This is a genomic window from Rhodococcus sp. G6(2025) (genome assembly GCF_058628105.1).
Genome location: NZ_CP179750.1, coordinates 4,324,268 through 4,345,998, shown reverse-complemented (window position 1 = coordinate 4,345,998; position 21,731 = coordinate 4,324,268). Strand labels below are relative to the sequence as shown.

18 protein-coding genes are annotated in these 21,731 nt (G+C 66.8%); 14 read left to right on the top strand and 4 right to left on the bottom strand.

The window, feature by feature from the left end:
* Window position 1 precedes the first annotated feature (1 nt).
* A complete protein-coding gene (locus ACLIVD_RS19860) occupies window positions 2–640 on the top strand; it encodes an RES family NAD+ phosphorylase (protein WP_491930499.1) in 639 nt (212 codons plus the stop codon).
* Window positions 641–806: 166 nt separating this feature from the next.
* On the opposite strand, the gene ACLIVD_RS19855 is transcribed toward ACLIVD_RS19860, so the two are convergent.
* Both ACLIVD_RS19855 and ACLIVD_RS19850 read right to left on the bottom strand, forming a co-directional pair.
* Entirely contained in the window at window positions 807–1,832 is a 1,026-nt protein-coding gene (locus ACLIVD_RS19855) for an isocitrate/isopropylmalate dehydrogenase family protein (RefSeq protein WP_283334133.1), read from the bottom strand.
* A complete protein-coding gene (locus ACLIVD_RS19850) occupies window positions 1,829–5,026 on the bottom strand; it encodes an NAD-glutamate dehydrogenase domain-containing protein (RefSeq protein WP_491930498.1) in 3,198 nt (1,065 codons plus the stop codon). Before ACLIVD_RS19850 ends, ACLIVD_RS19855 begins: the two co-directional genes overlap by 4 nt.
* Window positions 5,027–5,192: 166 nt before the next feature.
* Here ACLIVD_RS19850 and gabT point away from each other — a divergent pair, with 166 nt between their 5' ends.
* From gabT to ACLIVD_RS19825, 5 genes are read left to right on the top strand one after another with little or no spacing between them, the layout of a single operon-like run.
* Entirely contained in the window at window positions 5,193–6,551 is a 1,359-nt protein-coding gene (gabT, locus tag ACLIVD_RS19845) for a 4-aminobutyrate--2-oxoglutarate transaminase (protein WP_280784202.1), read from the top strand.
* Window positions 6,552–6,582: 31 nt separating this feature from the next.
* Window positions 6,583–7,776: an acyl-CoA dehydrogenase family protein gene (locus ACLIVD_RS19840; RefSeq protein WP_283353211.1), complete on the top strand. Its 1,194-nt coding sequence runs from the start codon at window positions 6,583–6,585 to the stop codon at window positions 7,774–7,776.
* Between the two features lie 50 nt (window positions 7,777–7,826).
* Window positions 7,827–9,293, top strand: a complete 1,467-nt coding sequence (locus ACLIVD_RS19835; protein ID WP_491930497.1) for an aldehyde dehydrogenase family protein — start codon at window positions 7,827–7,829, stop codon at window positions 9,291–9,293.
* Window positions 9,290–10,414 carry a CaiB/BaiF CoA transferase family protein gene (locus tag ACLIVD_RS19830; protein ID WP_283353209.1) on the top strand — a complete coding sequence of 375 codons (1,125 nt, stop codon included), beginning with the start codon at window positions 9,290–9,292 and terminating at the stop codon, window positions 10,412–10,414. The genes ACLIVD_RS19835 and ACLIVD_RS19830 overlap by 4 nt, the downstream gene beginning before the upstream one ends.
* Window positions 10,411–11,220: a gamma-glutamyl-gamma-aminobutyrate hydrolase family protein gene (locus tag ACLIVD_RS19825; protein WP_491930496.1), complete on the top strand. Its 810-nt coding sequence runs from the start codon at window positions 10,411–10,413 to the stop codon at window positions 11,218–11,220. The genes ACLIVD_RS19830 and ACLIVD_RS19825 overlap by 4 nt, the downstream gene beginning before the upstream one ends.
* A 201-nt stretch (window positions 11,221–11,421) precedes the next feature.
* Here ACLIVD_RS19825 and ACLIVD_RS19820 read toward each other — a convergent pair whose 3' ends face one another.
* Together ACLIVD_RS19820 and ACLIVD_RS19815 are read right to left on the bottom strand one after the other, a co-directional pair.
* On the bottom strand, window positions 11,422–12,162 hold the full coding sequence (locus ACLIVD_RS19820; protein ID WP_491930495.1) for a cache domain-containing protein: 741 nt from the start codon (window positions 12,160–12,162) through the stop codon (window positions 11,422–11,424).
* On the bottom strand, window positions 12,159–12,824 hold the full coding sequence (locus tag ACLIVD_RS19815; RefSeq protein WP_283353206.1) for a FadR/GntR family transcriptional regulator: 666 nt from the start codon (window positions 12,822–12,824) through the stop codon (window positions 12,159–12,161). Before ACLIVD_RS19815 ends, ACLIVD_RS19820 begins: the two co-directional genes overlap by 4 nt.
* Window positions 12,825–13,075: 251 nt before the next feature.
* On the opposite strand from ACLIVD_RS19815, the gene ACLIVD_RS19810 reads away from it, so the two are divergent.
* Genes ACLIVD_RS19810 through ACLIVD_RS19775 form a run of 8 tightly spaced genes read left to right on the top strand, consistent with a single transcriptional unit; the run spans window position 13,076 to window position 21,690 of the window.
* Window positions 13,076–14,626 carry an APC family permease gene (locus ACLIVD_RS19810; protein WP_283353205.1) on the top strand — a complete coding sequence of 517 codons (1,551 nt, stop codon included), beginning with the start codon at window positions 13,076–13,078 and terminating at the stop codon, window positions 14,624–14,626.
* Window positions 14,616–15,815 (top strand): cytochrome P450, encoded by a 1,200-nt coding sequence (locus tag ACLIVD_RS19805; RefSeq protein WP_283353204.1) that lies wholly within the window; start codon window positions 14,616–14,618, stop codon window positions 15,813–15,815. The genes ACLIVD_RS19810 and ACLIVD_RS19805 overlap by 11 nt, the downstream gene beginning before the upstream one ends.
* 44 nt (window positions 15,816–15,859) lie before the next feature.
* Window positions 15,860–16,051 carry a ferredoxin gene (locus tag ACLIVD_RS19800; RefSeq protein WP_164060960.1) on the top strand — a complete coding sequence of 64 codons (192 nt, stop codon included), beginning with the start codon at window positions 15,860–15,862 and terminating at the stop codon, window positions 16,049–16,051.
* Window positions 16,052–16,055: 4 nt separating this feature from the next.
* Window positions 16,056–17,324: an NAD(P)/FAD-dependent oxidoreductase gene (locus ACLIVD_RS19795; protein ID WP_491930494.1), complete on the top strand. Its 1,269-nt coding sequence runs from the start codon at window positions 16,056–16,058 to the stop codon at window positions 17,322–17,324.
* 35 nt (window positions 17,325–17,359) lie between these two features.
* Entirely contained in the window at window positions 17,360–18,727 is a 1,368-nt protein-coding gene (locus ACLIVD_RS19790) for a glutamine synthetase family protein (RefSeq protein WP_491930493.1), read from the top strand.
* A complete protein-coding gene (locus tag ACLIVD_RS19785; protein ID WP_491930492.1) occupies window positions 18,724–19,431 on the top strand; it encodes an ABC transporter substrate-binding protein in 708 nt (235 codons plus the stop codon). The genes ACLIVD_RS19790 and ACLIVD_RS19785 overlap by 4 nt, the downstream gene beginning before the upstream one ends.
* Window positions 19,424–20,182, top strand: coding sequence for a gamma-glutamyl-gamma-aminobutyrate hydrolase family protein (locus ACLIVD_RS19780; RefSeq protein WP_491930491.1), 759 nt, complete (start codon window positions 19,424–19,426; stop codon window positions 20,180–20,182). Before ACLIVD_RS19785 ends, ACLIVD_RS19780 begins: the two co-directional genes overlap by 8 nt.
* A 2-nt stretch (window positions 20,183–20,184) precedes the next feature.
* Window positions 20,185–21,690: an aldehyde dehydrogenase gene (locus ACLIVD_RS19775; protein WP_491930490.1), complete on the top strand. Its 1,506-nt coding sequence runs from the start codon at window positions 20,185–20,187 to the stop codon at window positions 21,688–21,690.
* The last annotated feature ends 41 nt before the right edge of the window (window positions 21,691–21,731 follow it).

The window sequence follows — 21,731 nt, the reverse complement described above, 5'->3', positions numbered from 1 at the left end:
CGTGACCTACCCGGATCCACCCACACCGTTGCCCGCTGCCCTGATCACCACGATCCCCGCCGATACCTCGCTGTGGCGCATTCACAGCGCCACCCGCGGCGCCGCGGAGTTGAACCCCACCGCCCGGCCCCGCGTCAGGGTTGGGGGCCGGTTCGACAGTCTCGACGGCTCCTACGGATACCTGTACCTCGGTGACAGTCCGGCCGCGGCGGTCGCCGAGACGCTCTGCCGCAACCTTCCTGTCGACCAGTCCCCGCGGCTGATCCCGCGGGCGAATATCGCCGGCCGGGTCCTGAGTGAAGTGCGGACCACCCGCACGGTAAAGGTCGTGGATCTGACCGGGACCGGGGCGTCCCGGATCAACGCCGGCGCCTGGTTGTCCAAGTGCGACCCCTCCGGGTATCTGCACACCCGCCGATGGGTCGCCGCGATCCTCGCCGCGAACCCCGATGTCGATGGCGTGCAATACCGGCCGCGGCACGACGAGAACACTCTCGCCTGGATGCTGGCCGATGACCCGGCCGCGCACGCTCACCCCGCCGTCACCGCCGTCGGAGGCGTGATCGCGCTCGACTCCGCCGACGGGCACTACCTGTTGGGTGCGATCCTCACCCCGCACAACGCGGCGCTCGGACCCTGAGCCAGCCGCGTTAGCCGCGGCGGGCGCATGTCCTCGGGGTGCTGTTCGGCGGGCGTGCTGCGAGTCTGAGCGCAAGGGTTTCGGTTCGTCGCCGTCGCGGACTCACTTCTGCTGGTTTGCAGTGTCATTCACGTAGAGGACACCGGTCGGCTCGGGAGAATCGACCCTACGACGCCGTGCGGTTCACGGTGACACGATGTTTGCCGGGTGATGCAGCATCCTCGATCGTCGACGCAATCTCGGCGCAGACGGAACGGTCATGCTTGATGCTCAGCCAGCGCAGCAGCATCATTGAGGAGAGGATCGTCGCGATCGGGTTCGCAATACCGAGCCCGGCGGTATCGGGTGCGGCGCCATGCGCGGCTTGGGCCATGGCCCGCGTTTCCGAGGAGTTCAGTGAGGGAGCGATCCCGATCGAGCCGGCCAGTTCCCCGGTCAGGTCGGACAGGAGGTCGCCAAACATGTTCTCGGCAACGATCACATCGAAACTGTCTCCGCGCCGGACGAGGTGGGCGGCGAGCGCGTCGATGTGCTGATGGTCGACGGAAACCTCGGGGTACTGTTCTGCGACCTCGAGGCAGACGTCGCGGAACAGTCCCGTGGTCATGGTCAGCACGTTGGCCTTGTGCGCGATCGTCACCGAACGCCGGCGGCTGCGGGCGATGCGGAACGCCTCGTGGGCGATCCGCTCGCACGCACGGCGAGTGACGACACCGACCGCCATCGCGACATCTGGGGTGGGCATGAACTCACCGGACCCGACGTGCATGTTCCGGTCGGCGTAAAGACCCTCGGTGTTCTCGCGCACCACGACCAGGTCCATCGTCGGTGACACCGCGGTGGTTCCGGTCAGGGCCCGAGCCGGGCGGATGTTGGCGAACATGTCGAACCGTTTGCGGATGGTGCCACCGGGGGTGAGCTGGCTGCGCCACGGCTGCGGGTAGGAGGCGCTGTCGTGTGGACCGAGGATCCATGCATCGAGGTCGTCGAGGGCGGCCAGTGTCGTCGGGGGTATCGGTTCCCCATATGTGGCGATGGCCTCGTGGCCGATCGGCAACCGCTGCCAGGTAATCGCCACCTCGGGGTGCACCGCCACCGCCGCATCGATGACGCTCGCAGCCGCGGGCACGACCTCGGGCCCGATCCCATCGCCGAGCAGAACACCGATGCTCAGCAAAACGGGCTCGCTCATGCAGCGGTGTCCTCGGCCCCGCCGACACCGGTGCTCCGGACCAGCAGCTTCAGCTCGGCGCTGGCGGTGCAGGCGCGGGAGACGTCCACCACGCCGTCGCGTCGGAGTTCGGCGGTCATTCGGGAGAAGCGGCTGATGGCGTCGGCCGCCCGGGCCTGCCACACGCGGATCTGGTCCTCGCCGCCCGTGTCGAGGTCGAGGATTGCCCCGACCAGCTCGTGGTGCCGCTCGGCCAGGTCGTCGCGCACGGTGGCGGCGGCCATCGCATCCCACCAGTTTGTGGTGACGTGATCGTCGAGCCGGCCGGTCAACCAGGTCAGTCCGAGTTCGGAATCCGACCGGGTGTGAATGGCCGCAGCCGTCTCGACGGGGCAGCCGCGATGCTGGGCAGTCTCGATCAGGTCGAAGACCTCGCCGAGGAACCGCAGCCGCTCGGTGGTCTCGGCGATCGTGGTCGGGCGGGGACGACTGGCTAACAACTCGCGAACGCTGGGACGGTACCGGGCGATCTCCGACTCGACATCCAACGGTGCGGGCCGGCGGCGCAGAATCCACGAGGCGGTGTGCTCGATGAAGTGCTGCAGGGTGTGCAGAAGATTCCAACGCTCGACGGCGGTGACGTCGGTGCGCTGTTCGGCATCCGTCCAGAGCTCGTCGACGTCGAACACGGCCCGGACCACAGCGTAGGCCCGTGCGACGGCCGGGGTTTTGACGCCCAGGCGTTCGTCGAGCTGGTAGATCAGGCCGGGGCCGACGTGGTTGATCAGGTCGTCGGCAATCTTCGTCGCCACGATCTCCCGGGCCAACCGATGGTCACGGATTTCCTGGGAGAGCTGCTCCCGGATCTGGGGTGGGAAATACGCCGACAAGGCGGATGCGAAGACCGGTTCGTCGGGAACCGAGGAATTGAGCAGGTCCTGTTGCACGACGTTCTTCGACTGGGCGAGCAGGACCGCGATCTCGGGGCGGGTGAGCCCGAGCCCGGCCTGCGTCCGCGATACCAACTCTTTCTTCGTCGGTAGTACCTCGGTGGCACGGTTGATGCCGTTGTTGTGTTCGAGATTGTCGATGAGCCGCTCGTGACGGTTCAACAGTTGCGGTGCCTGCGAGGCGGCGAGACTGATGGCCAACGTCTGGCTTTCGCTGTTGCAGAGCACCGCATCGGCGACATCCGGGCGGGAGGCGGACAGGAGGGCGTTGCGTTCGGAGTGCTTGATTCGCCCGCTGTGTACGGCGACATCGAGTGCGATCTTGAGGTTGACCTCGAGGTCTGAAGTGGCGACACCGGCAGCGTTATCGATGAAGTCGGCATTGATGCGGCCGCCTCCGAGCGCGTACTCGATGCGTGCCCGCTGGGTGAGACCGAGGTTGCCGCCCTCCCCGATTACCGAGGCGTGCAGCTGCGCGGCATCCACTCGCACCGAGTCGTTGACCGGATCGGCGGCGTCGGAGTGGGTTTCGGTGGACCCTTTGACGTATGTGCCGATTCCGCCGTTCCACAACAGGTCGACACGGACGGTCAGGATTGCCTTGATCAGGTCGTTCGGTGAGATCATATTCTGCTGCACACCGAGTAATTCCTGGGCTTGGGGCGAGAGCGAGATCCGTTTGGCGGTGCGCGGCCAGATGCCGGCGCCGGGAGACAGGGCGCCGCGGTCGTAGTGATCCCACGTGGTTCCGGGGAGGGCGAACAGGCGTTGGCGCTCGGCGAACGAGCGTGCCGGATCCGGGTCAGGGTCGATGAAAATGTGCCGATGGTCGAACGCGGCGACCAGCTTGAGAGAGCCCGACAACAACATCCCGTTGCCGAACACATCACCGGACATGTCGCCGATCCCGACGACAGAGATGGGATCGGCGTCCACATCCACGCCGATATCGTCGAAGTGCCGGCGCACCGAGACCCAGGCTCCGCGCGCGGTGATGCCCATCGCCTTGTGGTCGTACCCACTCGAGCCGCCGGAGGCGAACGCGTCACCGAGCCAGTACCCGGCGTCGAGGGCAATGTTGTTGGCTAGGTCCGAAAACGACGCGGTTCCCTTATCGGCGGCCACCACGAGGTAGGTGTCGGGGCCGTCGTAGGTGACAGTGCGCTGCGGTGCGACGGTGCGACCATCGACGATGTTGTCGGTGACATCCAACAGGCCGCGGATGAACGTCGTATACGCCTCTGCGGGGCTGATATCCGGGTTCTTGCGAACGAAGGCACCCTTGGCCCCGACCGGGACGATCGGGGAGTTCTTCACCGTCTGGGTCTTCATCAATCCCAGCACTTCGGTGCGGTAGTCCTCGGGGCGGTCGGAGAACCGCAGCCCACCGCGCGCGACGGCCCCGCTGCGCAGATGGATGCCCTCGACATCGTTGGCGTAGACGTAGATCTCCCGGTAGGGAACGACCGGTCCGGTCAGCGCGAGTTTGCTCGAGTCCAGCTTGAACGAGGAGTACGGCTTCGGGGTGCCGGCACCGTCGAGTTGGTACCAGTTGGTGCGCAGGCATGCGGTGACAAACGACTCCAGCGACCGCATGATCCGGTCTTCGTCCAAGGTCGTTGCCGCATCGAGGTGTTCGTGCACGCCGGCAGCGGCATCGGCGATCACCGCATCCCGGTCGTCCAGCTCGGGATCGAACCGTGCCCCGAAGTAGCGCACGAGGGACTCGGCGAACTCGGTGTGCCGCAGCAGGGTGTCGGTGACATAGTGCTCGGACAACCCCAGTCCGGCCTGGCGGACGAACCGGCTGGCCGCGCGGACGAGCACGATGTCGCGCCAGGACAACCCGGCCGTGAGGATCAGCTTCGCGTAGTCGTCGATCTCGAACCCGTGCAGCGCATGCGCTTCGAATGCCTCCGACACCAGGCTCAGTGACCGGCTCTGCCACACCTGCGGCGCCCGAAAAGTGAACTTGTGCAACGCCGCACTGCCGGACAGATCCGCAAGAAGCGGCAATGTCTCCCGGTCGGCGACACGGAGCCCGAAGTGCTCGAACATCGTGGCGACGTCGGCCAGCAGCGGCGTCGTCCCGGGCCAGAGGATCACCGCTTCGACGGTGCCATCGCGAGCGAGGTCGCACAGGAAGACCATTCGCGGTGTGTCGGAGCGGTCGCTGCTGGTGAGCAACAGCCGTCCGATCGCTTCGTTGACGTCCACAGCCAGTGGTGAGGTCAGTTGATCTGCCGTTGAGGCGCCATTGCCCATTGCAGCTTCCTTCCAACTCGGTCGATGCTGCAAGTGTGCGGCGAGCGGCGCCAAAACCGAGTTAGCCCACTGGGACAATCGCTCGCTCCGATTTGTACAACTCGGCCATGTTCGTCGGTGTGGTGTCGCTCATACAGTCCTCGGTAACCCGACTGAAGGACACGACATGACTGCTGTGCACACACCCGTCGGCGGACCGCAGCTCGAGCAGGTACGCCGCATCGTCACCGAGGTACCCGGACCCCGCTCCGAGGAACTCGCTGCCCGCCGATCCGCCGCCCTTCCGGCGGGGTTGACCAGCGGCGCGGGCATCTACACCGAGGCCGCCGGCGGGGGAGTGCTCGTCGACGTCGACGGCAACTCGTTCATCGACTTCGGCAGCGGTATCGCCGTGACCACCGTCGGCAACGCCGCCCCGCGGGTGGTCGAGCGGGCTTCCCGGCAGCTGGCGAAGTACACGCACACCTGTTTCCTCGCCATCCCGTACGAGCCGTACATCGCGGTGGCCGAGGCGCTCAACCGGCTCACCCCCGGTGATCACGAGAAGCGCACCGCGTTGTTCAACACCGGCAGCGAGGCGGTGGAGAACGCCGTCAAGTACGCGCGGGCGGCCACCGGCCGGCCCGCGGTGGTCACCTTCGATCACGCGTTCCACGGCCGCACCCTGATGACGATGACGATGACGGCGAAGAACCAGCCGTACAAGAGCACCTTCGGCCCGTTCGCGCCCGAGGTGTACCGCGCACCGATGGCCTACCCGTACCGGTGGCCGAGCGGCGCCGAGAACGCGGCCGACGAGGCGTTCACCCAGTTCGAGATGCTCGTCGATTCGCAGATCGGCGCCGACGCGGTGGCCTGCGTCGTGGTCGAACCGATCCAGGGCGAGGGCGGATTCATCGTCCCCGCCGAGGGCTTCCTGCGGCGGATCGCGGACTTCTGCCGGGACCGCGGGATCCTGTTCGTCGCGGACGAGGTGCAGGCCGGCATCGCCCGCACCGGTACCTGGTTCGCCTCCGAGCACGAGGGCGTCGTGCCCGACCTGGTCGTGACCGCGAAGGGCCTGGCCGGCGGGATGCCGCTCGCCGCGGTCACCGGTCGCGCCGACATCATGGACACCGCGCACGCCGGCGGGATCGGCGGCACCTACAGCGGCAACCCCGCCGCCTGCGAAGCCGCGCTCGGCGTCTTCGAGACCATCGAGGAAGACCACCTGCTCGAGCGGGCGCAGACCATCGGCGACCTCATGTTCCGCGAACTGCGCGACATCGCCGCCACCACCGACATCATCGGAGACATCCGCGGCCGCGGCGCCATGGTGGCGATCGAGCTCGTCCAGCCCGGCACCAAGACCCCCAACCGTGAGGCCGTCGCCGCGATCAACCGGTACTGCCTCGCCCACGGCCTGCTCACCCTGACCGCGGGCACCTTCGGCAACGTCCTGCGCTTCCTTCCCCCGCTGTCGATCTCGGACGAACTCCTCCTCGAAGGCTTCTCGGTTCTCCGCGACGCGTTCGCCGCTTTGTAGTACCCCGCACCCGAAGAAGGAACACCATCCCATGACCACCTTGACCGCGCCCCGGAAGACCGGCCCGCTGCGCCCCCTCGAGCTGTTCGGCACCGACCACCTCCTCGACAAGGACGAACGCGACATCGCCGCCACAGTGCGCAAGTTCGTCGACACCCGTCTGAAGCCGAATGTCGAAGACTGGTTCGAATCCGCCACGCTTCCGAAGGAACTGGCCAAGGAGTTCGGGCAGCTCGGTGTGCTGGGTATGCACCTGGACGGATACGGCTGCGCCGGAACCAATGCCGTCAGCTACGGCCTCGCCTGCCTCGAGCTCGAAGCCGGGGACAGCGGCTTCCGCAGCTTCGTCTCGGTACAGGGCTCGCTATCGATGTTCTCGATCTACCGCTACGGCTCGGAAGAGCAGAAGCAGGAGTGGCTGCCGCGACTGGCCGCCGGCGAGGCGATCGGCTGCTTCGGTCTGACCGAGCCCGACTTCGGCTCCAACCCCGCCGGCATGCGCACCCGGGCCCGCCGCGACGGCAGCGACTGGGTGCTCAACGGCACCAAGATGTGGATCACCAACGGCGGCCTCGCGGACGTCGCCACGATCTGGGCGCAGACCGATGAGGGTGTCCGCGGATTCCTGGTGCCGACCGACACGAAGGGATTCACCGCCAACAATATCCACAAGAAGCTGTCGCTGCGCGCCTCGGTGACCTCCGAACTCGTGCTCGACAACGTGCGGCTCCCCGAGTCCGCACAGCTGCCCGAGGCCCGCGGCCTGAGCGCACCGCTGTCGTGCCTGAACGAGGCCCGCTTCGGCATCGTGTTCGGGGCCCTCGGTGCGGCTCGGGACAGCCTCGAAGCCGCGATCGACTACGCCGGCTCCCGCGAGGTGTTCGACAAGCCGCTCTCGAGCTTCCAGCTCACCCAGGAGAAGTTCGCCAACATGACCCTCGAGCTCGGTAAGGGCCTGCTGCTGGCACTGCACCTGGGCCGGATGAAGGACAACGGCGGAGTACTGCCGGAGCAGATCAGCCTCGGCAAGCTCAACAACGTCCGCGAGTCCATCGCCATCGCCCGCGAGTGCCGCACGGTGCTCGGCGGCAGCGGCATCACCCTCGAATACCCGCCGCTGCGGCACGCCAACAACCTCGAGTCTGTCCTTACCTACGAGGGCACCAGCGAGATGCACATGCTCTCGATCGGCAAGGCCCTCACCGGGCAAGCAGCCTTCCGCTGACCGGCCCGCCCACTCTCGCAAAACAATCCCGCACCAGAGGTGAAATCGACATGACCACACCCGCGCAACTGCGCCATCTCGTCGACGGACAATGGCTCGACGGCGCCGGCGACACCATCGCCAGCACCAGTCCGGCCGAGCCGAACGTCGTCGTCGCCCAGGGTCGACTGGCCGAGACAGCTGAGCTCGACGGCGCCGTCGCGGCAGCCCAACGGGTCAAGCGAGAGTGGGCGCGCACCCCCGCGCACGAGCGGGGCGCGATCCTCGTGCGTGCCGCGGCCATCGTGGAGAGCGCCGCCCCGGACTGGGGCACCGAACTCGCCCGCGAAGAAGGCAAAACCAAGCCCGAAGGCATCGGCGAGGTACTGCGCGCGGCCCAGATCCTGCGCTACTACGGCAACGACGCCGACCGCGACGCAGGCGAGGTCTTCTCCTCGCCGCGACGCGGTGAACGCATCCTGGTCACCCGCAAACCCATCGGCGTCGTCGGTGTGATCACCCCCTTCAACTTCCCGATCGCCATCCCGACCTGGAAGATCGCCCCGGCCCTGACCTACGGCAACACCGTGGTCTGGAAACCGGCCAGCACCGTGCCGCTCCTGGCGATGCGCCTGGCCCAAGCCCTCACCGACGCGGGCCTGCCCGACGGTGTGCTGAACCTGGTGATCGGCAACGGCGCTGTCGGAAACGGCATCGTCGAACACCCCGGCATCGACGCGATCACCTTCACCGGCTCCACCGGGGTCGGCCGCAAGATCGCCGCCGCCGCCGCCGCCCGCGGGGCCCCGGTGCAGGCGGAGATGGGCGGCAAGAACGCCGCCGTCGTCCTCGGCGACGCCGATCTCGAACTGGCCGCCGAACAGGTGATGTTCGGGGCCTTCCGCTCGACCGGACAGAAATGCACCGCCACCTCCCGGCTGATCGTCACCGACGACATCGCCGAGGACTTCCTCGCCGAACTCGGCAAACGCGCCGACGCGATGAACGTCGGCAACCCCGTTCAGGACGGCACCGAGATGGGACCGGTGGTGAACGCCGCCGCCCGCACCTCGATCCAAGCGGGCATCGATCGCGCCTTCGAACAGGGCGCGCGGCGCATCGCCGGCGGCCACGCATACGCCGAGGGCACCTTGGCAACAGGGTTTTTCGTTCCCCCGACCATCCTCGAGCTGCCTTCGCAGTCGCCCGACGTCTGGCGGGAGGAACTGTTCGGCCCCGTACTGGCGGTCCGGCGAGTACGCACCGTCGACGAGGCCTTCGCCCTGGCGAACGACAGCGAATTCGGTCTCTCCGCCGCCATCTTCACCCAGGACCTCACCCGCACACTGGACGCCATCGACGACATCGATGTCGGCATCTTGCACATCAACTCCGAATCCGCCGGCGCCGACCCCCACGTCCCGTTCGGCGGGGCGAAGAAGAGCGGATACGGTCCGAAGGAACAGGGCCGCTCGGCCCGGGAATTCTTCACCCACACCACCACGGTGTACCTGCGCGGCGGGCAGGCCCGGATATGAGCCCCGGCGCACTCGACGGCATCGTCGTCGCCGACTTCAGCCGGGTCCTCGCCGGCCCCTACGCCACGATGCTCCTCGGCGACCTCGGCGCCGAGATCATCAAGATCGAACGCCCGGGCACCGGCGACGACACCCGCGCGTGGGGCCCGCCCTTCGACCACGAAGGCAACGCCACCTACTTCAACTCGGTCAACCGCAACAAGACCTCGGTGGTGCTGGACCTGGGCAACGATGACGACCGCGCCCGCGCCCGCGATCTGGTCCGCCGCGCCGATGTCGTGGTCGAAAACTTCCGGGCCGGGACCATGGAGCGGCTCGGCCTCGGCTATGACGACCTGCGAGAGGTCAAGCCGGACCTGATCTATTGCTCGATCACCGGGTTCGGCAATCAGGGCGGCGCCGCGCTGTCCGGCTACGACCTGCTCGTCCAGGCGGTCGGCGGCCTGATGAGCATGACCGGCCCCGAACCGGGCGCCCCGACCAAGGTCGGTGTCGCTCTGGTCGACGTGCTCACCGGGCTGCATGCCTCAACCGGCATTCTCGCTGCCCTGCATCACCGCACCGCGACCGGTGAAGGCCAGCGCGTCGACACCAACCTGCTCTCAGTACTGCTGTCGTCGCTGGTCAACCAGGCGTCCGGCTACCTCGGTGCCGACAAGATCCCCACGATTCTGGGCAATCGGCATCCCAGCATCGCCCCGTACGAGGTCTTCCCGACCGCCGACCGCCCGATCGCGCTCGCCGTCGGCAACGACAAACAATTCACCCAGCTCTGCGCCGCCCTCGGTGTCCCGGAACTGGCGACCGACGAGAGATTCGAGACCAACACCGCACGGGTGGCCCACCGAGCGCAACTGTTCGACGTCGTCAGCGCCCGCTTCGCGGCCCATGGCGCCGACCATTGGTTCCACACCCTGAGCGCCCGGGGAGTGCCCGCCGGGCCGATCAACGACATCGCCGAAGCATTCGACTTCGCCAAGCACCTCGGCCTCGACACCGTCGTCGACGTCCCCGGCAGCAGCACCCCCCAGGTTGCCAACCCGATCTCCCTGTCCCGCACACCGGTGCAATACCGCAGTGCGCCACCACGTCTCGGAAGCGGTCAGGAGATTCGCGCATGAACATCGATCCGGTCACGCTCACCGATGTGCTCCCCGACGGGGCCCAGCAGGGGATGGGCCCACTGATCACCGTTGTGGTGCCTCTGAACTTTCCCGGCCTGACGACCGAGACCCGCGACCTGATCGTGCGTTTCACCAGCTCTGCGCTGACCACGCTGGTGGAGCTGGGAGCTCGGGTCACCGTCATCGACATCTCCCGCGACGCACCCTTCTCCATCGACGAGGAGACCGACGGGGTGATGCTGCTCGGTGGGGGAGATGTCGATCCCACCCTCTACGGGCACACCGAGTACGTCGGCAACCTCTACGGCGTCGACCGCGGAACCGATGAACGCACCCTCTCTGCGATCGACCTCGGGTTCAAGCTCGAGGCACCGATGCTCGGCATCTGCCGCGGCTCCCAGATGATCAACCTCGCCTGCGGTGGAACACTGATCCCGGATCTGGGGGAGGACAATCCGCACCGGGGCGGGGACGGGGAGCCGATGTTCCTCGACGACACGGTGATCGTCGCCGAAGGCTCTCGGCTCGAACAGATCCTGTCCCGATCCCAGGTGATCGTCCGCAACGGACACCACCAAGCGGTCGGCGAGGTCGGGGAGGGACTGCGAGTGACCGCCCGGGGCCTCGACGGTGTCGTCGAGGCAGTCGAACACGAGAGCAAATGGATCGTGGGTGTGCAATGGCACCCCGAGGACACCGACGGATCGGCCGAGGACCGCACAGCCCTGTTCCGCGCATTCGTCCAGCGTTCAACGGCGCACGCTGAGACCCAAAGGCGAAACCGAGCCGGTTCCGCGGTGTAAGGAACTCCAGCACAACTGGATCCCTGGTTGAGGCCGGGCGACGCTCGATCAGCGCGCCCGGCCTCACGTCGTCTACACCCGGTCCGAATACGCGGGCCAATGGTGTCGCCACCATGATCCGACAGGCAGGGTCACGGCGATATCGAAGTATCCGCTCGACGCGTCCTGTGTCCGTGGCGAGCCGACCACCACGTGTCGGGTCTAGTCCGCCGTGTGGAGCGGTACCAGCGACCAAGGAGTGGCCCGCACCGGCACCGCTTCGCCGGAACGGGCCACGGACGCGACCTTCGAACCGGTGATGTATTCCGGATCGTTGCCGACGATGACCCGGCCGTCAGCATTGACCAGGACCAGGCCGGATCCCGCGAGGCGAAGCTGCGGCCACAACCTCGATTCGATACTCGACACGGGGACATCGGCGCCGGCAATACCGAGGAAGGTCCCGTCGGCGAGCCGGATGGGCACGGCGAAGGTGCACACGTACAGGTCGACGCCGGTGTAGTCGAGATACGGTCCGTAGACCCATTTCTCGTTCCGATCGCGGGGAATAGTGAACCATTCCATGTCGGAGTAGTCGTAGTAGTACTCACTGCGCGGATTGAGGTCGAGAACGAGCCGCTGTGAAACGGGGCGGTCGCCCCCGTCTGCGCGCCACCATTCGAGGTAGTGCTGTCGATCGGCGAGGCTGCCGTCGGCCATGACCACTCCCGCGCCGTTGAACAGCGGGCCCCGGGCGTCGAGTTCGCCGACCACGGCGCTCTTGAGTGACTCGAGATCCGACGACCGCGGTGACGTTCCGTCGGCCTGCAACCTGGTCCACAGCTCGATCAACGCGTCGCCGATCGAGACGAGCGAACCGTAGATCAGCTCGACGAGGTCCGTCGTCGCTTCCCCGACCGAGTCGACCGCCGCCGGCAGCCGAGAGTCATCGACAGGACTCATTCGTTCCTCAGCTCCATACGTAATTTGATCAGCCGGCGAATATGGGCAGCGCTGTGTGATTCTGCCAGTTCCCGTGCCAGATCCGGATTCTCGACTTCGATCGCATCCACCAGAGCGTGGTGGGTGTTGGCTTCCGCGGCCGGATCGACCGCTACCTGCGGAAGCCAGATCATTGCCGACAACTCAGCTTGCAATCCGACCTCGGTTCGGGTCAACCGCGAGGACTGCGAGCTCACGGCGACCTCGATGTGGAAGCGGCTGTCGGCGCGTCGGCACTCGAAGGGGTCTGCCGTCTCCCGCATCCTGGTCACCAGCGCCCGCAACCGGGTCACATCGGCGGTCAGGCTGCGGCGGGCCGCCAGGGCGGCGGCTGCGCCGGAGACCGCGAAGTGTTCGTCGCCGATGTCTCGCAGTTCTTCCACGCTCAGCTGCTGCAGCCTGGTCAGCGAGTTGCTCTGGACTACGTCGGCCGATGCCTTGACGAAACTGCCACCGCCGCGCCCACGCTTGGTGTACACGAGCCCCTCGTTGCGGAGCACCGCCAGCGCCTCACGCAGGGTCACCGTGGACACCCCGAGCTGACCGGCGAGGTCCAATTCGGGGGGCAACTGCTCACCGTCGACCATCACACCGAGCCCGATAGCTGCGGAAATGCGCTGCACAACGGCATCCGTGCGAGGGCCACCGCCGTCGAGTGGGGCAAGAACAGCACCGAGGGCAGTCAAGCCTCCAAGCTGGTCGATCGCCACCGCTTACCCCCTGAGGTCGTAGAGCTAAACACGATCGTAACCCTGACGCCTTGAACTATGAACTATCACTCTATATTTTTAAGGGGTGGATGTGACCGGCCCCACAAAACCGGACATTCAACCCTCACGGCCCGCGGTACCCCCCGACCGAAAGAACGAGTCCCGTGTCCCAGAAACTTCCCCAGCGTCCTGACGACGCTATTTCCGACGACGACGCCCAACTCGCCGCCCTCGGCTTCGAGTCCGAGTTCAAACGAGACATGAGCCTGTGGGCCAACTTCTCCCTCGGCTTCACCTATCTGTCCCCGGTCGTCGGCATCTACACCGTCTTCGCGATCGCGCTGGTCGCTGCCGGACCGCCGATGATCTGGAGCCTGCTGATCGCCGGTGTCGGCCAGTTCCTGGTGGCCCTGGTCTTCAGCGAGGTCGTCGCACAGTTCCCCGTCGCCGGCGGTGTGTACCCCTGGGCCCGCCGTTTGTGGGGCCGGAAGTGGGCATGGATGACCGGCTGGGTGTACCTATTCGCCCTGCTCGCCACGATCGCCGGCGTCGCCTACGGTGCAGGTCCGTTCGTCGCCACCGTGGTCGGGTTCACCCCCTCGGTGACCACCACCATCGTCTGCGCCCTCGCGGTGCTGATCCTTGCCACGGTCATCAACTTCGGTGGCACCAAGATCCTGGGTTACGCCGCGATCTTCGGCTTTGCCGCCGAACTGGTGGGCGCCCTCATCGTCGGCATCTGGCTGCTGGTCGCCGAACGCCACCACGGCCTGGGAGTTCTCTTCGACAGCTTCGGGGCGCAAGGCTCACACAGCTTCCTGTACGCGTTCCTCGCCGCCAGCCTGATCGGCGTCTTCCAGTACTACGGTTTCGAGGCCTGCGGCGACGTCGCCGAGGAAGTCAAGAATCCTGGCATTCAGATCCCGAAGTCCATGCGCCGCACCATCTACATCGGTGGCGCCGCGGCAACCTTCGTGTGCCTGAGCCTGATCCTGTCCGTGGTCGACTTCGGCGCCGTCATCAGCGGCGACGACCCGGATCCGGTCGCGACCATCCTCAGCGACGCGTTCGGACCGATCGGCTCGAAGATCGTCGTCGTCGTCGTGCTGATCTCGTTCGTCTCCTGCGCACTGAGCCTGCAGGCGGCGGCAAGCCGGTTGATCTACTCCTACGCCCGCGACGGAATGATCGTCGGCAGCCGGCTCTGGTCGAAGTTCGACCACCACCGCGCCGTCCCGCCCTACGCGCTGCTGTTCGCCGCCGTCGTCCCCGGCATCTTGATCGTCGGGTCGGCAGTGTCCACCGACGCCCTGACCAAGCTGATCAGCTTCGGCGCCATCGGCATCTACATCGCCTTCCAAATGGTGGTCTTCGCCGCACTGCGGGCCCGCATCAAGGGCTGGATCCCGAACGGGAAATACCAGCTCGGCAAGTGGGCCATGCCGGTCAACATCGGCGCCCTCGTCTACGGCGTCGCCGCCATCATCAACATCAGCTGGCCGCGCACTCCCGACGCCGCCTGGTACGACAACTACATCGTCGCCCTGTTGTGTGCCGCGGTCATCGGATCCGGCCTGCTCTACATGGTCCTCGCCCGTTCCCACAACAACGGAACCGCGCCCTTCGGCGACGCGATCCGCAAGCGCCCCAGTCCCACTCACGCGACTTCTCCCGAACCGCAGCCCGAACCCGCAGGAGCCACCGATGTCCACTGATCAACTGACCGACGCGCCGTTTCTGAACCTGGCCGACCCCACCTTCTCGGTGCAGTCCGATGCCGTCCGTCAGGCGCGCGAGGCCAGCTGGTTCGCCCACACCAGCTACGGACTCGCCGTCCTGCGGTACGACGAGGTCAGCAAGCTGATGAAGGACCGGCGCCTGCGGCAGGGAAGCTGGGCGTGGCCGGCGCACAACGGAGTCAACGAAGGCCCGTTCGCGCACTGGTGGTCGAGTGCCCTGCTCAACCTCGAAGGCGACGACCACCATCGCCTGCGTCGGCTGATGAACCCCGCCTTCTCCCCGAAACTCATCGGCGGCCTGGTTCCTAGGTTCCAGGCGCTTGCGAACGAGCTGATCGACGGATTCCACGAGCGCGGCCGCTGCGACTTCGCCTCCGAGTTCGCCGAGCCCTACGCGGCCCGCGTCATCGCGATCATGCTCGGTATCCCCGAGGGTGAATGGAAGAAGATCGCCGCCTGGTCCAACGACATCGGGCTGGCCCTGGGCGTCACACTCAAGCAGGACCTCGCCAAGGTCGAGGCCGCACTCGAAGGGCTCTACGAGTACGCCGACGAACTGATCGCCGACCGGCGCAAGAACCCGGGCGACGACTTCGTCAGCCGACTCGTCCTCGCCGAACGCGACGGTGAACACCTCAGCCACGACGAGCTGCGCGTGTCGCTGGTCCTGCTGATCTTCGGCGGGATGGACACCACCCGCAACCAGCTGGGCTTGGCGTTGCAGACGTTCATGAAGTACCCGGACCAGTGGAAGCTGCTCGCCGAACGCCCCGAACTCGGCAAGGCGGCGGTGGAAGAGGTCATGCGCGTCAACCCGACCGTCACCTGGGTGACCCGTGAGGCGCTCGAAGACTTCGAGTACCAGGGCCTCGAGATCAAGGCCGGCACCACCATCCACCTGCTGTCCGAATCCGCCGGTACCGACCCGCGAGTGATCGAGGGCGAGCCCTTCGACCTGACCGCGGAGCGGGTGCCGCACTTCGGTTTCGGTGGCGGCGCGCATCACTGCCTCGGCCACTTCGTCGCCCGCTCCGACATGAGCGAGGCACTGCCCCTGCTGGCCCAGCGGCTGAAGAACCCGACCATCGACGGTATCGCCACCTGGCTGCCGCTCAGCGGCAACACCGGCCCGATCTTCCTGCCGATCGCGTTCGAGCGCGGTTGACACGCACCACCATCACTTCGTTTTCGGTAAGAGAGGTAAAAGAAATGGACGTTCGCGTCGACTACGGAATGTGCCAGGACCACGGGCAGTGCGCCATCGCCGCGCCCAAGGTCTTCCAGATGGATGACGACGGGAAGCTTGTGTACGACAAGCACCCCGACGACTCCCAGCGCGACGAGGTGGAAGAGGCCGCCGACGTCTGCCCCGTGCAAGCGATCTTCCTCGACGAGAGCTGAACCGATGCCTTCGCACGTTGTCATCGTCGGTGGATCGATGGGCGGTCTCCGCGCAGCCGAACAGCTGATCGCGAACAAGTTCGACGGAATCGTCACCATCGTCGGCGACGAAAAGCACATGCCGTACAACCGCCCGCCCCTGTCGAAGGACGTGCTCGCCGCCGAACGAGACGAACAGAACTCCACCCTCGACCACTGGCATTCCTCGGTTGCCTTCCGACAGCGCAAGAGCATCGCCGACGTTCGCTGGCGACTCGGATCCCCCGCCGTCTCCAGCGACCTGACGGCCAAGACCGTCACCCTCGCCGACGGTGAGGTACTGCACTACGACGGATTGGTCGTCGCCACGGGCCTGCGCCCCCGGCGTCTGGACCTGCCCGGCCCACAGTCTGGGCGACACGTCATCCGCACCCTCGACGACGCCATCGGACTGCGCGCCGAGCTGCAACCGGGAACCCGGGTGATCGTCGTCGGCGGCGGATTCATCGGCTGCGAGACCGCAGCAACCGCCCGCAAGCTCGGGTGCGAGGTGCACATCGTCGAGCCGATGGCCGTCCCGATGATCCGCCCCCTCGGGGAGGAGTTCGGCAACGCACTGCGACGAGTCCACGAAGCCTCCGGCGTGCACGTTCACACCGGGGTATCCGTCGAAGCAGTGGAGGCCGGCGCCGATGACGCCAGCCGCCTGTCCGCGGTGATTCTGACCGACGGCACCCGGCTCGGCGCCGACGTGCTGATCGAATCGGTCGGCTCGCACCCGAACGTCGAATGGCTCGACGGCAACGGTCTCGACCTCGGCAACGGTGTCATGTGCGACAACCACATGCGCGTCGAATCCCGCCCCGACGTCGTCGCCGTCGGCGACATCGCCCGGTTCCCCGACCCCGCCACCGGGAACATCCCGCGGCGTATCGAACACTGGTGCATCCCCACCGACACCGCCAAACGCGCCGCCGCCACGCTCATCGCACATCTGAGCGATGAGCCGGGCCCGGACGTCCCCTTCTCCCCGCTGCCTTCGTTCTGGAGCGACCAGTTCGGGCTCCGGCTGCAGGGCTACGGCTCACCCGGCGACGCCGACCACATCTCGGTGCTCGAGGGGGACCTGGCGGCGCCGGTCGATCAGGATCCGTCCGCCCTGGACGGCACTGTGGTCGGCTACTACCAGGGCAGCCGGCTGGTCGGCGTGGTCATGCTCTCGCCCTCGCCGGTCACCGCCCGCAAGTACCGCGAGGCCGTCGAAACCTCCCGCGCCGCCGTCCTCACAGCTTGACCCCGCGACCAACCCACACCACAAGGAGACATCCGATGACGTCATTGGATCAGCACCGAGAACTCAATTCGTCGGATGCCCGCATCGCAGACATCGAAAAGCAGATGACCTCTGCCGGTGTCGAATACATCTACTACCAGGTCGTGACCCTCACCGGCCGCACCGTCGCCAAGGTGGTCCCCGCCCGGCACCTGCACCGCAACCTGGTCAAGGGCGTGCAGTTCCACCGCACCGCCATGGTCGACCTGCACACCGACCGCACCGGACAGCTGCTCGGTGGCGGTGTCGACGCGGCCGAGTTCACGGCGATCCCAGATCTGGACACTTTCGCGGTACTGCCCTGGGACACCACCGTCGCCCGGTTCTTCTGCACCACCTACGAACCCGACCACATCCCCGAGGTCGGTGGCGACTACCTCGCCACCGACACCCGCAGCACCCTCATCCGGGCACACAACCAGTTCATCGCCGACACCGGTCTGGTCCTCAAGAGCGGCTGCGAACCGGAAATGACCTGGCTCGGGGAAAGTGTCGAGGTCAAGGTCCGCCCGGGCGGCAGCGCCGCCTACCAGACCGCGAACCTCGAACTGATGCGCCCGATCTACCAGAGCATCATGACCTACGCCCACGCCCTCGGGTTCGACATGATCGAGGGAGACTACGAAGATCCCGGGCAGCTCGAGCTGAACTGGCAATTCGACCGGTGCACCGACACCGCCGATCGCCTGATCACCTACCGGCAGATCTGCCACCAGGTGGCCAAAGAACACGGGGTGATCGCCAGCTTCATGCCCAAGCCCGCGACCGGCTCCATGGGCAACGGCTGCCACCACAACGTCAGCCTGTGGAACGGCGACGAGAACGTCCTCGAAGAGCCGGGTCGCCGCGAACTGCACCTGAGCAAGATCGGCCAGCACGCCCTCGGAGGCATGCTCGCCCACGCCTCCGGATCGATCGCGATCATGGCCTCGACGGTCAACTCCTACAAGCGATTCTGGGACGGCGGACAATTCGCCCCGACCGCCGTGAACTGGGGCATGGACAACAAGACCTGCACCGTCCGACTCTCCGCCGTCGGCCGGCTCGAGTACAAGATCCCCGACGCCAGCGTCAATCCCTACCTCTCCCACACCGTGCTGCTCGCCGCCATCAAGGACGGCATCGACAACGCCACTGACCCGGGCGACCCCCAGGTCGGTAGCAGCTACGGCGACAACACCTACGAAACGTTGCCACTCACCCTCGGAGACGCGGTGAAGGCCTTCAACGACAACGACGTCATCCGAGGCAGCCTCGCCCCCGAACTGGCCGACCAGTACTCGGCCGTGAAATTCGACGAATGGGCCCGCGCCTGCGGCGCCGTGACCGACTTCGACCGCGACATGTACCTGGAGTTCCTGTGACCAACGAACTGAGACTGATCTGCGTCGACCTGCCCGCACCCCCGCTGTTCGACAAGGCGGCCTCCGACGGCACCCGCACCGGTTACGAACCCTCAGCCGCCGAACTGGTCGCCGGCGTGCTCGGTAAGACGGTGCGCTGGGTCGTCACCTCCTGGAGCGACATGGTTCCCGCCCTGCAGGAAGGCCGGGGCGACGGCATCTGGTGCGGCCAGGGCATCACCGCCAGTCGGGCGGAGTTGGTCGACTTCACCCGCCCCTACGCCATCTTTGACGAATCGGTACTCGTTCTCGCGGACAGCGGCATCGGCTCCGAACGCGACCTGGCCGGAAAGCGAGTCGGGGCGATCGCGGGCAGCACGAACCTCGCCCTCGCCGAAACCTTCCCCGACGTCACCACCGTGCCCTTCGACGGCGCCACCGACGATGTGCTCGGGGACATGGTCCAGGCCCTGCGCAACGGCGAGGTCGACGCCGTCGTCGACGACGATGTCGCCCTCGTACCGCTCGGGGAGCAGGCCGATCTGTCGGTCGCGTTTACCGTCGCCACCCGCAATCGGTGGGGTGTCTCGGTCGCCAAGGGCAACGACGCGCTCCGGACCGACCTCGACGCCGCCCTGAACAAGGTCATCGCCGACGGCTCGCTCGCGGCGCAGTGGGCACGGTGGATGCCCACGCTGCCCTTCCCGCTCACCGCCGATGAGTGAGACCAACGGCCACGCCCGGCCGCTGATCGCCGTCCCTGGCATTCGCTCCGCCTCCATTGCCGGTCTGCGACGCTCCGGAACCGTGGCCGCCGACAAGATCCTCGAAGCCATCTTCCGCGCCGGGGGAGAACCCGTCATCGTGCCTCCCGGCCCAGGCGATATCGCCCACCGGCTGACGGCCTTCGACGGCATCGTTCTGCCCGGCGGCGCCGACCTCGACCCTGCCACCTACGGCGCCGAACGTGACCCCCGCACGGAGGCATCGGATCCGGTGCAGGACGAATTCGATCTGACCACGGCGCGGGCAGTGATCGAGCTTGAACTGCCCTTCCTCGCGATCTGCCGCGGCATGCAAGTGGTCAACGTGGCGCTCGGCGGCACCCTGGTCCAGCACCTACCCGACAGCCACATCTGGCATCGCGAATGCATGCACCAGGTCTGGATGGAATCGGGCTCGGCGGTCGCACAAGCGATGGGCGGGAACGTCGTCGAGGTCTCTTCCTATCACCACCAGGCTGTCGACAGGCTCGGAGCCGGGCTGCAGGTCGTGGGACGCGCCGAGGACGGCTGCATCGAGGTACTCGAGCACGAAAGTGCCCCGATGCTCGGCGTGCAGTGGCACCCCGAAGACAACGCCGACACCGCACCACACCAGCAAGCACTGTTCGACGCCACGGTCGAGCGCGCGCGACTCGCCCAGGCACGACGCGACGAACTCGGCCACGCCCTCGTCCGAACGAAGGAGAACTGACCATGACCGCCACCGTGCCCACCGAGGTGGACCGCCTGCTCGAGACGGCCCGGAGCCTGACTCTGCGAACCGATGCCTTCATCGACGGCACATTCGTGCCCGCCCTCGCCGGCAGACGCTTCGACTGCATCTCACCCCGCGACGGCCGGGTCCTGACCACCATCGCCGAAGGCGACCGCGAGGACATCGACCGTGCCGTCCGGTCCGCGCGTCGCGCCTTCGAAGACGGCCGCTGGGCCAAGCAACATCCCCGCGACCGCCGCCGAGTGCTGCAGGCCCTCGCGCGGCTGATCGAGCAGCACGCCGACGAACTCGCCCTGCTCGAGTCGCTGGACATGGGCAAGCCGGTCGCCGACGCCCGCGCCGTCGACATCCGGGTCACGGTGCAGTGCTTCGACTTCTACGCCGAAGCGATCGACAAGCGTTACGACGAGGTCGCCCCGACCGACAGCACCACCTTCGCGACCATCACCCGCGAGCCCTACGGTGTGGTCGCCGCGATCGTGCCGTGGAACTTCCCGCTCATGCTCGCGGCCTGGAAACTCGCCCCCGCCCTCGCGGTCGGCAACAGCGTTGTCCTCAAACCGGCCGAAGCGTCGTCGCTGACCGCGATCAGGCTCGCCGAGCTCGCCGCCGAGGCCGGCCTGCCCGACGGCATCCTCAACGTAGTCCCCGGTTTCGGTGCCACCGCCGGGGCCGCGCTCGGTCTTCATCCCGACATCGATGCGATCACCTTCACCGGCTCCGGTCCGGTCGGGCGGACCCTGCTGCGCGCGTCCGCCGATTCGAACCTGAAAGAGGTCTCCCTCGAACTCGGCGGGAAGAGCGCCCAATTGGTTCTCGAGGACGCCACCGAACTCGACAACATCGCAGCATCCGTTGCGAGTGGGATCTTCTTCAACCAAGGGGAAGTCTGCTCGGCCGGGTCCCGGCTCGTCGTTCATCGCTCCCGCAAGGACGAACTCATCGAGCACCTGCTCCGGGCCTCCGCCAAGATGACAGTCGGTGATCCCCTGGACCCGCGGACGTCCGTCGGCGCACTGGTGGAGGAAAAGCACCTGCACCGCGTCCTCGGATACATTGCAACAGCCACCGACGAGGGCGCGACCACCCTCACCGGTGGATCCCAGGCGCGGATCGATTCCGGCGGGTACTACGTCGAACCGACGATCTTCGACAACGTCACCCCGGAGATGACGATTGCAAACGAGGAAGTGTTCGGCCCGGTGCTCTCCGTCCTGACCTTCGACGACATCGACGAGGGTGTGCGGATCGCGAACAGTACGCAATACGGCCTCGCCGCGGCGGTCTGGACCACCAGCCTGTCGAACGCGCACCTCGTCTCTCGCGCGCTGTGCGCGGGAACGGTGTGGGTCAACAACTACGACGGCAGCGACATCACCGTCCCGTTCGGGGGATACAAGCAGTCGGGGTTCGGTGCCCACGACAAATCGCTCCACGCGCTCGACAAGTACACCACGCTCAAGAGCACCTGGATGAAGTTGTAGAACCGAGTTCCGGCCGGGGATGCACGCCGCCACCGTCGTCG